General features: G+C 55.6%; 12 protein-coding genes. All 12 read left to right on the top strand.

Features of this window, described 5'->3' with window-relative positions:
• The first annotated feature begins 225 nt into the window (after window positions 1-225).
• Window positions 226-1,362, top strand: a complete 1,137-nt coding sequence (locus K419_RS0106880) for a hypothetical protein (protein ID WP_156912184.1) — start codon at window positions 226-228, stop codon at window positions 1,360-1,362.
• A gap of 59 nt (window positions 1,363-1,421) precedes the next feature.
• Window positions 1,422-2,054 (top strand): outer membrane beta-barrel protein, encoded by a 633-nt coding sequence (locus K419_RS22765; RefSeq protein ID WP_051292916.1) that lies wholly within the window; start codon window positions 1,422-1,424, stop codon window positions 2,052-2,054.
• 128 nt (window positions 2,055-2,182) lie between these two features.
• Complete coding sequence (locus K419_RS21735) at window positions 2,183-2,365, top strand: Flp family type IVb pilin (RefSeq protein WP_035496964.1); 183 nt, start codon at window positions 2,183-2,185, stop codon at window positions 2,363-2,365.
• 77 nt (window positions 2,366-2,442) lie between these two features.
• On the top strand, window positions 2,443-2,841 hold the full coding sequence (locus K419_RS21730; RefSeq protein WP_051292914.1) for a TadE/TadG family type IV pilus assembly protein: 399 nt from the start codon (window positions 2,443-2,445) through the stop codon (window positions 2,839-2,841).
• A gap of 30 nt (window positions 2,842-2,871) precedes the next feature.
• Entirely contained in the window at window positions 2,872-3,741 is an 870-nt protein-coding gene (gene cpaB / locus K419_RS0106860; RefSeq protein ID WP_026840941.1) for a Flp pilus assembly protein CpaB, read from the top strand.
• A gap of 72 nt (window positions 3,742-3,813) precedes the next feature.
• Window positions 3,814-5,298, top strand: coding sequence for a type II and III secretion system protein family protein (locus tag K419_RS0106855; RefSeq protein WP_026840940.1), 1,485 nt, complete (start codon window positions 3,814-3,816; stop codon window positions 5,296-5,298).
• On the top strand, window positions 5,277-6,332 hold the full coding sequence (locus tag K419_RS0106850) for a pilus assembly protein TadG-related protein (RefSeq protein ID WP_026840939.1): 1,056 nt from the start codon (window positions 5,277-5,279) through the stop codon (window positions 6,330-6,332). Before K419_RS0106855 ends, K419_RS0106850 begins: the two co-directional genes overlap by 22 nt.
• Window positions 6,333-6,377: 45 nt before the next feature.
• Entirely contained in the window at window positions 6,378-7,544 is a 1,167-nt protein-coding gene (locus K419_RS21725; RefSeq protein WP_051292912.1) for an AAA family ATPase, read from the top strand.
• On the top strand, window positions 7,541-8,854 hold the full coding sequence (locus tag K419_RS0106840; protein WP_026840938.1) for a CpaF family protein: 1,314 nt from the start codon (window positions 7,541-7,543) through the stop codon (window positions 8,852-8,854). The genes K419_RS21725 and K419_RS0106840 overlap by 4 nt, the downstream gene beginning before the upstream one ends.
• Before the next feature lie 2 nt (window positions 8,855-8,856).
• On the top strand, window positions 8,857-9,807 hold the full coding sequence (locus tag K419_RS0106835) for a type II secretion system F family protein (RefSeq protein ID WP_035496961.1): 951 nt from the start codon (window positions 8,857-8,859) through the stop codon (window positions 9,805-9,807).
• Window positions 9,808-9,817: 10 nt separating this feature from the next.
• Window positions 9,818-10,732 carry a type II secretion system F family protein gene (locus K419_RS0106830; RefSeq protein ID WP_026840936.1) on the top strand — a complete coding sequence of 305 codons (915 nt, stop codon included), beginning with the start codon at window positions 9,818-9,820 and terminating at the stop codon, window positions 10,730-10,732.
• Between the two features lie 647 nt (window positions 10,733-11,379).
• Complete coding sequence (locus tag K419_RS23475; protein ID WP_156912183.1) at window positions 11,380-12,231, top strand: hypothetical protein; 852 nt, start codon at window positions 11,380-11,382, stop codon at window positions 12,229-12,231.
• The last annotated feature ends 93 nt before the right edge of the window (window positions 12,232-12,324 follow it).

Genomic DNA, 12,324 nt, shown 5'->3' with positions numbered 1-12,324 from the left:
TTCTGCTTGTTTTCCCCACAAATTTGCACAGTTACCGATACTGCTGCACTCAAAGGACATCCGCATCGGGAACACAGTCAAGGTTGCGAAAAAAATAATGTCGGATAAATTCACACTCAGTCAGAAAAATTAACAATCTTTCACTGACGTGAACAAGCTCTTAGCAAAGCTCCACCGTAATACCTGTTGTTATTGAATGCCTATTTTTTGAGGGGGGGTTGAGAAATGGAATATCTAAAGCCTGTTTTTATAACAGTGTGGGCTGCTATCTGTTTAGTTTTAGGCGGTTGTGGCAGTTCCAGCAATGGCAGCTTCAATCCTGCTCCGGCACCCAGTCAAGTTTCAGCCTCGGCTCCTCCCTCCTTCAATAATACATCCAGTGCTACAGGCAAGTTTGCCATCGCGCTCGCGGTCGACCGGCCATCGTTGGATGCGAATGTCGGGCAACTGCTCGCTACAGCAAACATTCAAGGTTCAGACGGTGCAACTGTTGAGAACCTTCCGGTCGCCTTCAGCGTTGCCGCAGGGCCGGCCACTGTAGATCCCGCTCTTACTACGGTCACTACCGATTCCAACGGAAAAGCGGTGAGCATCGTATCGCCAGGCAACGTGCTCAGCACGACCAACGTCATCCTGATGGCGGAAACCACAGTTAACGGGAAACACATCCGTGCCTATACGACTTTCCAAATAGTGCGAGGCAAAGGCATTATTGAGTTTGTCACTTCCAAAGGTCCAACCGATCCGGACGGTACACTCGTTACCCTGGACAAAATCGTAGATGCCAACTTCGCAGGAGACACCTTCGAGTTCATGCAGCAGCTTCCCATCAAGCTGACGGACGCTAACGGTAATCCGCGTGTGGGGGTTCCGGTAACAATCTCGGTTGACAACCAGTTAACCGGGAAGGCCTCCACCATCTTTAAAAACCCGACAGTGATAACCGATTCGGCCGGTAAGGGTATTTTCAACGTGGGCGTGACCATAACCGCACCTCCACAAGGCGTCACCCACACTGACTCGATCATCTACAAAGCAGTCACCAGCGAAGCTTCGGGTGTGCCTGCACTGCTGACCTACACCGGGTTTGTCGTTTCCATGACCACCAAATACGTTCCGCTCACCATCGCCCCCGGCACGTCCAGCTTTGGATCGTCTACCGATCTAAACTTCACCATCACCGGCGGTATCAAGCCATACTCGGTTTCCAGTAGTAACCCTCCATTGGTAAATGCCCTTCTATTGCCCGACGGCTCCAGCGTGACCGCTCATCTGGTAGATAGCTCTGCCTGGACGGCACCTGTATCAATTTCAGTTACGGATGCTGCAGGCAATACTGCATCGGCATCTGTAACCAGATAAGCCGCGGATTCATAACCCATCCCATATTCGAATGTCTTGAGAATTCAAAGGGGCCACCTATGAAAAAGTGGAGCGTACTGTTTGCGATCACGCTTTTAGCTGTTACTTCCGCCAAAGCCGATGCTGAAAGCATCGCGGGGCGGATTGGCATCACTGGGCAGCTAGGATTCGCCACTGTCGCAACTAGCAACTACTCACGGGACTTCGTCGCGTCCAACTCGCTCTCTGATGAAAAGCTCAGCTCGGGCTCGACATTCGCCGGCGGCGGCGGGTTGATCCTGGGCCTGACCAGGAACGTGGCCATCGAAGCCGGTGCGCTCTACCTCGCACCACGGGACTACAAGAATGCTGGAGTCAAGGCGTTGGAGATTGAAAACGTAGACGTCTCGCTGGGGCTGCAACTGCGTAACAACGTATCGGAAGATATCGCCGCGTATTTGGGGGGCGGGGTGGATGTCCTTCTCTCCTCGGTGAAGGATTTTAGCGGTAACAAGGGGAAGGCGGACACCGTGGTCGGAGGACATGTGAATGTGGGCGGCGATTACTTTGTATCCAGACATATAGCTTTGAACTTGGACTTGCGAGGCCTGATATTTCCAGATGTTGATCTGAAATCGGGGGGGACGACCGTAGCAGAATACGATCCGATATCTTTTGTGGGGCTGGTCGGTGTGAGGTTTTTTCTGAACTGAGTTGTGGTTTGTTCTTGAGTTAGTGAATTGTGATGGTGTTAGGGGGGGCATTACATCTCCTGGAACGGCATGGGGCCGCTTTTAGAGACAAAACGTCAACGCAACTAACTGAAAAAGGAGAATGACACATGGAAAAGCTTACCAAGATGTACGTCCAGATGCGTTCGAAGTTGCAGGACCAAAAAGGCGCCACGATGGTTGAGTATGGGCTGATGTTGGCGCTTATCGCGGCGGTGTGCATTGGAGTTGTAACAACTGTCGGTACCGATGTCAGCGCTACTTTCAGCAAAATCGCGGTGGCTATTCCTTAGGGTAAGAGCCTGCGTCAAAGGGAGGAAAGACGGCTACCGTTCTTTCCTCCCTAATCCACAGATTCTAGAGGCGAGCTATGAAGCAGAGCGACCAAAAAGGACAGGCGATGGTGGAACTGGCACTCCTACTCCCACTCTTGCTTCTTATAGTGTTCGGCATAACAGAATTCGGTAGGGCCTTTTACATAAAGAATGCCCTTACCAACGCTGCACGCGAGGGTGCCCGCAGAGCATCCGTCACATCTACTGACCCTACTGTCGATCCTGCGCTGACAACCTTGAGAGGGCATGTTAAGGATGCGTGCACCTTTCCTGTCACGCCGGAAGCTATCGCCATAGAGTCTACATCTACGCCGCCACAACATGGAGTGAGCACCATAACGGTAACAGTGCCTTACGATTTCGTATTTATGTATCCCGTTACCTCTACCTTGAACATCACTTTAACGGGCCAGGCATCAATGTTCTATGAGTAGGGGATAACAGTAAAAAAATTCGGAGGGACCATGACCAGACCGAGTGCCATGACCACGGTAACCATAGTTGCGCTCTTGCTTGGCGGACTCGCAACCCTTCTGGCGAACAACTATCTCAAGAAGCAGGCAAACAAGCCATACGAGGGTGTGCCGATAGCATCCGCTGCCGTGGATCTTCCCCTAGGCTCAAAGCTGGATGCCGCCCAGGTCAAGCTGGCGACGTGGCCTAAGGATGCTTTGCCAGCAGGTGGATACCAGGACTACAAGCCCTTGGTAGGGCGGGTCGTGGTGCGTCCCTTGAGCGCGGGAGAAGTCATAACGGAGAACAAGCTCATGCCGCTCAAGTCTTCCGGCGGCATTATGACCTACATCGTGCCTGACGGACACCGTGCGGTGACGGTCTCCGTCAACGAGGTGGCAGGGGTTGCGGGTTTCATCACCCCCAACAGCAGGGTCGATGTCCTTCTCACCATACCGCGACCAGGAAGCACCAACGAACGGGACAACATCAGCAAGATAATCCTGCAGAACGTTCCAGTGCTGGCAACCGGGCAGGTCACCGAACAAAAGGAAGGTGGCAAGCCGGGGATTGTGCCGACGGTAACGCTGGATGTGACTCCCGAAGAGGCTGAAAAGCTCATCGTCGGCACTAAGAAGGGATCCCTCCAATTACTCCTCAGGAACGTCATCGATGTTGCTTCCATCGACACGAAGGGCGCCACGGTGTCCAAGGCGCTGGGGGGAATCGAGACGCCGACGCGCCCCGAGATGGTCCGACGTGCTACAACCCGCACCAAGGTGGCGGTCGCCAAGCCGGCGCCCCCACATGAACCCGCTAAGTTTACGATGGAGGTCATCAAAGGGGGAAGCAAGTCTGTGCGCGAGTTTGCACAGGACTAGAGGTCACTTGGGATATGAAACTCCATCAACAGCTGAGATGTTATTTTCCATTTCTTATGACGAGGTGACTGGATGGAACCGCTCGTAACCGGAAGGAAAGTCTGCCTGCTCTTGGCACTTTTGATAGCTCTCTGCACTCCCGCAGCCGCGCACGCGGCAGTGACCACTGAGGTCGTGGTGAACAGGAGCGTGCTGGTCGATCTGCATACGAAATCGGAGCGAGTCTCTATCGCTTCTCCCGACGTTGCCGAGCTTGTGGTTATTTCCCCTACTCAATTGCAGATCAACGGGAAAAAGGTGGGCTCCACGACCTTGATTGTCTGGGACACAGCGGGGAAAACCAGCTTCTTCGACGTTCGCGTCAAGCGTAATGAGAGCGTTTTGGAGAGCCAGATCGAGGCATTGCAAGACCAGATACAGCATATGGCCCCGAAGGACAGCATCAAGGTCGATTACGTGAACGATACGATCGTGCTCTCAGGGAAGGCCGCAAACGAGCAGACGGTGGCAAAGGCGCTCCAACTGGCGCAGGCCTATACCGCCGGCAACGGCTCGAAAGCGGGAGCTCCCGCAGCCGATCCGCCACTCGACACATCCAGGTCCTCCTATCAGTTGTCCGACACCGAAACAGGCCGGCAGGGAGGAGGCGCTGACACAGTGGTCACCGTCCTGAATCACGTTGAGATAGTCGAGCCCCAGCAGGTTCTCCTGGAAGTAAAGGTGGCCCAGGTGGATAAGACCGCACTGAAGTCGCTGGGGATAAGTGCTTTCATAAGGGGAGCCAGCGCCGAGGGGTTTTCAAATTTGGTGGGAGCGCCCGTCGGCGAACTCACGATTAGAAACCCTGACGGGTCTGTCAGATCGCAGGCCACCGGCATAGCCGGGCCTGTCCCCGGCTTGGCCAATTTCACCCCCATCGATTCTTACCAACTCGGCGTCTCGTCGTTCAAAGCCGGCATAGGTGCAGTATTGAGGGCACTGGTTACGAAAAACCTGGCCAAAGTGCTGGCCGAGCCGAACCTGATGGTGCAAAGCGGACAGGTGGGGAAATTCTTGGCCGGCAGCAAGATCCCCTATTCCATCGTATCCGGTGTCGGCGCTTTATCCGCCACATCAATCCAGTTCATCGACGTAGGGATAAAGCTGAATTTCAAGCCGGAGGTGCTCGAGAACGGCCTTATCTCGCTGAAGATAGACCCGGCCGAGGTTAGCAGCATAACGGGTGTCCTTGCTGTAAACGGCTACCCGATCATCGACACGCGGGAGGTTCGTACCCGCGTCAAGTTGAAGGATGGCGAAAGCCTGATCCTGGCCGGGCTGCTGCAGGAGGAGGCGATAAAGGCGATGTCAAAGATACCAATTCTGGGGGACATCCCCATTCTTGGCGCCCTCTTCCGGTCCACCCAGGACGACGTAAAGGAAAAAGAATTGGTCTTTTTCATCACGCCCAAGCTCGTTACTGCCAGCGCTCCGGGAAGCCGGATTTTGCTTCCCACGGACAAGCCTCTGACTCCCGAGCAAGAAAAGGAACTCCAATGGGTACCAATTCCGAATTGATCAGCGATGAAAAAGGAATGGTGATCGTCTACGTGGCGATCCTGTTGATGATGCTGTTCGGGTTCCTGGGGCTGGCCGTGGACGGAGGTCATCTTTTCAAGGTGCGCGGCGAGCTGCAGAACGCCGCGGACGCCGCGGCGCTGAAGGGCGCCTGGCACCTCTTCACAAGGCCGACCGACCCTACCCAGCTCCCGACGCTGCAGTGGGAGGTGGCTCGTTTCCAGGCGCAGCAGATGATCACCGAGAACAGCTCGGACAATACGGCTTTGAAAGACGCCATGATCGAGGTTGGTTACTGGAATATGAGCAGCAATGTTTTGCAGCCGACTACGCTGGCGAGTCCCGGCCCCGCGGACATCCCGGCGGTGCGAGTAGTAGCCTCCCGTTCTGACGGGAGTAACGGCGGCCCGGTGAATAACTTTTTCATGCAAATCTTCAAAAAGCCTTATTCGCCGGTAGGCTCCAGGCCGGCAGTTGCAATGTTGGGCTTCCCGGGAATCGTCCCCCCTGGCGGGCTTTTCCCGTTAGCCCTTTCCAAGTGCATGACGGACCATTACTTTTCGCAGATTCCCATGCCTGACCCTCCTCCGCAAATAAAGGTCAGCTCTCCCTACTTGCCCGGAGGAGAGACATGTTATTCAGGCCAGTGGACCTCATTTAAGACAGATAACAACGATGTCCCGACCATCACCGACTTGATGAACAACGGTAACCCGACCTCGCTTGCCACCGGAGATGAAATCTGGATCGAGCCCGGTGCTAAAGCGGCGCTCTACAGCCCGATCCTTACAGACTGGCTCCCGGAGGGAGGCAAGGATGTGATCATGGCGATTGTAGATACCGGCTCCAGCGATCTTTCAGTGAAGGGGGACCTCCCCATTACCGGTTTTGCCACCTTCCATATCGACGGAGCGGTCGGCGGCAGCGGCAAGTACGTGTACGGCCATTTCATCGAGTACTTTACCTCTCCCCCAGGAACCATGCCGGGTGGGCCACCCACAAACACTTTGACTCCGCCGCGGCTGGTTCAATGAACTGCATACCATCCCAGAGGGGAAGAAAAGAAGGGACTCCTTCATATGAAACAACAGACAACCGCTTTTCTCATAGACAGTGATGCCGCCTCAGTCAGCCAGATCAACAGCACGCTGATGAACATGGAGGGCAATGTACGCCTGGTCGGTGCAGCCAGGAATCTGCAGGAGGGAATGCAGGCGATTCAGACTTCAAGCCCGCACATAGTGATTTTGGAGGTCAACGACCTGGAGAGGGGAACGAGGGAAACAGAGCTCCTGCTCTCGCGCTGTCCACAGAGCACGGCATTCATCAGCAGCGCGGCGATGAGCCCCGAGTGGATACTCAAGCTGATCCGTGCCGGAGCCAGTGAGTACCTGACTCGTCCAGTCCCGGCCGCAGAACTGGTCGACGCGATCAATAAAGTGGCGAGGCAGCGGACGGCCAAAAACTTACATGCGTCAAATTGCGGGACGGTCTTCTCCGTCTACCATCCGTCGGGCGGGGTCGGCACCACCACCATAGCAGTGAACCTGGCGGCGATGCTCGCCGCCCAAGGACACAGCACTGTGCTGGTCGACCTCAACCTTTACAGCGGTGACGTCAGCGCATTTCTCGATCTGAGCCCCCGCTACACTCTGACCGACGTCATGCCCAAGGCCGGCCAGATCGATGCCAGTTTTCTCAAGAGCGTCATCGCTCCTCACCCAAGCGGAATGCACGTCCTGGAGGGTCCGACCCACATGGAGGAAGCGAACCAGATCACTACTGAACTTCTTCAGGAAGTCATCGGCGTGCTGCGCACCACCTTCGAATACACTGTGATCGACACAGGCGGAGAACTATTCGGTTGCAACCTGGCCACCTTCAAACTCTCTGACCGGATCCTCTTCGCAACGATACTCACCGTTCCCTGTTTAAGAACCGCAAAACGGTACCTAACTGCCATGGCTGACGTAGGTTTTGGCCCGGATCGGGTAAAGCTGGTGGTCAACCGCTACCTGCCCAGAGACGACATCAAGATTTCCGATGCCGAGAAGGTGCTCCGCACCAAGGCATATCACATGCTTCCAAATAACTACGCGGACCTCAAGACCTCCGTAAACAAAGGAGTGCCGCTGGCGCTTTACCTCCCCAAATCGTCTTTTAGCAAATCGATGGACCAAATGGCCCGGCAGTTATGCCAGGACAGCGCACGGTTAAGAACCGGCACTATAGGGGTGATGACATGAATTTTTCAGATTACCGTTCGGGGCAGGAAGCTGCTACAGACCGTGTCCAGCCTTCCTTCCAGGAATTGAAGAGCCGCATCCATCGCCTGCTTATAGACCGCATAGATCTATCCAAACTCGAACTGCTCCGTGCCGGCGAATTGGAGCGGGAAATCGGCGCGGTAATCGAGAGGCTCATCGCTGAGGAAGGAGTTCCACTTAGTCGCCAAGAGAAGGAGAGCCTGGTGTTGGAGGTGCAGCATGAGACGTTCGGTTTGGGTCCCATCGAACCTTTGCTGAGTTCTCCCGACATCTCGGACATTCTGGTCAACAGCTATGCTAGTACATACGTCGAGCGAAAGGGCAAACTGGAAAAGACGAATATAGTGTTTCGCGATAACAACCACCTGCGGCAGATCATCGAGCGCATCGTAACCAGGGTCGGGAGAAGAATCGACGAGTCATCCCCCTTCGTCGACGCCCGGCTACCCGACGGCTCCCGTGTCAACGCCATCATCCCCCCGCTGGCCCTGGACGGCCCGGCCCTCTCCATCCGCCGCTTCGGGCTGGTGCCGCTCAAAATGAACGACCTCCTGGCGTTGGGCACCTTGGACGAGCGCTTGGCCACGCTGATCGAGGGAGCGGTCAAGACGCGGATGAACATCCTGGTCTGCGGGGGGACCGGCACGGGCAAAACGACTTTGCTCAACGTGATCTCCGAGTTCATACCGGAAAACGAGCGAATTCTGACCATCGAGGACTCGGCCGAGTTGCAATTGAAACAGGACCATGTGGTGCGGCTGGAAACCCGCCCGCCAAACATTGAGGGATCCGGCCAAGTCACCCAGCGGGACCTGGTGCGAAACGCCCTGCGCATGCGCCCCAACAGGATCATACTGGGTGAGGTGCGCGGCGCAGAAGCGCTGGACATGCTGCAGGCGATGAATACAGGCCACGACGGCTCGATATCCACTATCCACTCCAACACTGTGCGCGATGCCTTGTCCCGGCTTTCCACTATGGTCATGATGGCAGGAATGGAGCTGCCTGACCGTGCCATCCGAGAGCAGATAGCCTCCGCGATCGACATCATCATACACCTCGTACGGTTCCCCGACGGAACCCGCAGGATCGTCAAGTTCTCAGAGATAACCGGCATGGAGGGCGAAACAATAGTCATGCAGGACATAGTCTGTTTCGAGCAGACTGGGGTAGACCGAGACGGGCGGGTGCAAGGCAAGTTCAGGGGAACCGGTGTGCGGCCAAGGCTTGCGGAATGCATGAAGATCCAGGGCTTGTCACTGGCTGCGGAAACTTTTGAAGGGGAATAAAAATGACTGCGACCTTGCTGCTGATCTTCGTTGCGGTTTTTCTGGGCACTTTCTCGCTCTTTTCAGTTCTAACGAGAGCGAGACACTCCAACCGGCTCAGGCACCGACTGAGAAAGATGGGGGACGGTGCCTCCAGCGGCACTGCAGACTCCAAGCATGTACTGTTGCCTGAAACGACAGCTGCCGAGCGGTTTCTCGCGCGGCTTCCTCTAGCGGCGTTCCTCAAAAGACAAGTGTCGCTCTCGGGGGTGAATATCTCCACCCTCGGTTTTTTGCTTGTGACAGGCTCCATCTCGGCCTTGGGCTTTATCGTTCTCTTTGCCTGGAAAGAAAACGTCTTCCTTTCACTGCTGGCTGCTCTGGCACTAGCGGCATCCCCCTTTGCTTATCTCGATTACCGCAGGAAGAAGCGCCTCAAACTCTTCGCCGAACAACTGCCGGATGCACTGGTTATGGTGGCGCGCTCACTGAGGGCGGGGCACTCCCTGGCCGCGGCAGTGGAACTGATCAGTCTTGAATTGCCGGAACCGTCGGGGGGGTATTTCAAATTGGCCTACGAACAGCAGAAACTCGGCGTGCGGATAGCAGATTCTCTGATCTCGCTCCGCGAGAGAGTCGACAGCCAGGACTTCAACTTTTTTTTAACCGTGGTCAGGATAAACAGCGAATCGGGAGGGAACCTTTCGGAAATTCTGGATAAGCTGGCCGAGACGATCAGATCCCGGTTACAAATCCGCAGGCAGGTCGACGTCATCACGGCCGAAGGGCGCATATCCGGATACGTGCTGGTCGCCCTGCCGGTGGTTATGTTTGCAGGGTTATATCTGCTTCGTCCGGGATATCTGGACGTGTTCTTCACCCAACGGCTCTGCCAGCTTATTCTAGGTGCGGCAGTCCTGGGCCAGGTTGTCGGCTTTTTTATCATCAGGAAGATAGTTAACATAGCCATCTAGGGGGTACCTCATGCTAGCCTTGATCACCGCGTTCATCTTCGCCAGCGTGACGGTACTGACCGGTGTGCTGCTATACCCTTTGCTGAGCAGACAGGAGTCGGTGAGGCAACGGCTGACAAAACTCATGCCGCAGCAAGAGGAAGAAGCGTCCACCCTGGTGCCCACGCCAGCAAAATGGCAGACGATCCTGTCGGAGCTGGGTATAAAACTGCAGACAAGACCTGCCGATCTCCGTACCTACCGCGAAGCGGTCACAGCCGCAGGCTTCAAAAAAGAGGCCGTCTACGTCTTCCTTGGAGCAAAGCTGTTCTTGGCTTTTCTCCTGCCAGCCGGCTATCTGGTGCTTTTCGCGCTGCCACGAGGGACCATGGCCAGCAGTATCTCCCTGCTCGTGGCAACCGCTTGTGCCATAGCAGGGTATCTTCTGCCTACCATTTGGCTGGACCATCGCGCTGCCGCCCGCAAAATCGCAATTTTCCATGCCCTTCCGGACGTACTAGATCTGCTCACCGTGTGCGTCGAAGCAGGGCTCGGTCTCGACGCCGCTATTATCAAGACGGCGGAAAATTTCCAGCACAAGAACTGTCCTCTGATCGCAGAGCTCAACGCAGTCATCCTTGAAATACGTGCCGGAAGGCCCAGGTCGGAAGCTCTCAAGGGGCTCGCGGAGAGGACGACCCTGGACGACATCAAGGCGCTGATTTCCATGCTGATCCAGACGGAAAAACTCGGCACGAGTCTCGGTAAGACCCTGCGCATCTACTCGGATTCCCTGCGCATGAAGAGGAAGCAATTGGCAGAGGAGCGAGCAGCAAAGACGGCAGTGAAGATGCTGTTCCCGCTTACTTTTTGCGTGTTCCCCGCCTTCATGGTGGTCCTGCTGGTACCGGCTTTCTTCAGCATATTCAAGATGTTTAAACATTAAATAGGCTGATGAAGACCGATCTCGGTAAAGCGGTGGGAATTCCCCCGTCACGTGCTGCAGGTAAGAAGCGTCGTCGCGCCTCAGCGTTAAATGACCGTCATTGCCCATGGCAGAAACTTGGGGCTTTCGCTTTTTCGCTCTGCCTCCATCTTTTGATAATCGCAACACTGGCGGCGGAATGGCAAAACAGGACCGAGGTAGTGTGGGTTTGCACGCTCACGCCGGAGCCTGCGCCGGCCGACTCCACGCCGCCAGAGCTTCCCGACCTGAAGCATTCCGACCATTTTGACAGGGACGAGGTAACGGAAAAGATGGAGCAGAAGACAGACCCACCCGCCCCACCCGGCCAACCGGAACCAGTGCGAATGGAGGAGTCAACTTCCGCAACCAAAATAATTCAGGAAGCAGCCCAGCCCGCAAACCATTCGTCCGCTCCCGCTGGTCTACAGGAACCTGCTGCTAATGCCAAGTTCCTCCCCCTCCCGATGACGAGGTTTTCCTCGGCGCGGGTGCCGGAGCAGCGTCGGCTGCTGAGTACGGTATCCGCCGCGCCAGTGCCGCCTACCCTGCCATTGCAGCAGCTCCGCCGAGATGGTCGACCGTCTTCGATGAGGGGGGATCTAACTCACCTTGCATCGGTGCGAACGGTGACAAAATCGCGCGAGACAGAGACCGCACATAGTGCGTTGGCGAGGCAGGACTCTGCTGATGCGGGCCCTCCCCATCCCGCGCCCTTTTTACGATCGGCGACCGGAGCCGCTACCAGCGATGCTGCAGTCATCAAGAAAGATACGATCCGTGGACCTGGTATTCCGCCCTCGTCTTCAGCAGGTTTTCTCACCAAGCCGCTGCCAGATCGGCAGAAGCCGACTCAAATTAAAGCAGCCGCAGTGACGCAGCCCTTTACTACTCGGCAGACTGTTGCCGGTCCCCCCTCGACTGCATCCGAACCGGTAAAACCGACGGTCGACAAAGCAGAGAATCCAACCGCGGAGATGCAACGAAAAGTGCCTCGCATCTTCGAGGCTGGGTTAAAGGGAGATCTGGAGCTGTACGTAACCGGCAGTGGCATGGCTCCCAGCAGTACCAAGATCATGGTGCTCTTCCGTCCATATCCGAAGCGTCGCCACCATATCCCTATGAGCATGAGGCAAAGCAGGGACATTAAGTCCATCCTCCCCAAAATATCATTTACAGGAAAGGACACAATCCAGGCAGTCATAGAAGTTGCGTCTGACGGTATATATGAATTTCGCGGCTCAGAGGATACCGGTCCACAGGAAGCCAAATGCACCCTGACAATTCACGGCACGAGCAGCAGGCCGATTAACAAAGAAATAGGGACCAGAAAAGTGGGCAAAGACAATTATATTCTCAAAGTAATGATGCCGGAAGGAGTGCTCTGGGATGAGGACACCAGTTTCAGCGGCACTATTAAGGATTCAGATGGGATCACAAAGTTCAATTCAGAAACGGGGTTGGTTTGGAAAGAATACTGAAATATACGCAGACACCGGTGGCGCTCACCATGGCGGGCGGTACTGTACGCGTGGAACCCGCTTCCGGCGCTGGAGATCGCGGGGGCGGGGCAT

It is taken from the genome of Citrifermentans bremense R1 (assembly GCF_000426865.1).
Lineage (GTDB): Bacteria > Desulfobacterota > Desulfuromonadia > Geobacterales > Geobacteraceae > Geomonas > Geomonas bremensis.
This window is presented reverse-complemented; position numbering and strand designations above follow the sequence as displayed.

Bases quoted from the DNA above. Each gene is read 5' to 3' on its own strand.
- K419_RS0106880 (WP_156912184.1), top strand. From the start codon at position 226: ATGGAATATCTAAAGCCTGTTTTTATAACAGTGTGGGCTGCTATCTGT.
- K419_RS22765 (WP_051292916.1), top strand. From the start codon at position 1,422: ATGAAAAAGTGGAGCGTACTGTTTGCGATCACGCTTTTAGCTGTTACT.
- K419_RS21735 (WP_035496964.1), top strand. From the start codon at position 2,183: ATGGAAAAGCTTACCAAGATGTACGTCCAGATGCGTTCGAAGTTGCAG.
- K419_RS21730 (WP_051292914.1), top strand. From the start codon at position 2,443: ATGAAGCAGAGCGACCAAAAAGGACAGGCGATGGTGGAACTGGCACTC.
- cpaB (WP_026840941.1), top strand. From the start codon at position 2,872: ATGACCAGACCGAGTGCCATGACCACGGTAACCATAGTTGCGCTCTTG.
- K419_RS0106855 (WP_026840940.1), top strand. From the start codon at position 3,814: ATGGAACCGCTCGTAACCGGAAGGAAAGTCTGCCTGCTCTTGGCACTT.
- K419_RS0106850 (WP_026840939.1), top strand. From the start codon at position 5,277: ATGGGTACCAATTCCGAATTGATCAGCGATGAAAAAGGAATGGTGATC.
- K419_RS21725 (WP_051292912.1), top strand. From the start codon at position 6,378: ATGAAACAACAGACAACCGCTTTTCTCATAGACAGTGATGCCGCCTCA.
- K419_RS0106840 (WP_026840938.1), top strand. From the start codon at position 7,541: ATGAATTTTTCAGATTACCGTTCGGGGCAGGAAGCTGCTACAGACCGT.
- K419_RS0106835 (WP_035496961.1), top strand. From the start codon at position 8,857: ATGACTGCGACCTTGCTGCTGATCTTCGTTGCGGTTTTTCTGGGCACT.
- K419_RS0106830 (WP_026840936.1), top strand. From the start codon at position 9,818: ATGCTAGCCTTGATCACCGCGTTCATCTTCGCCAGCGTGACGGTACTG.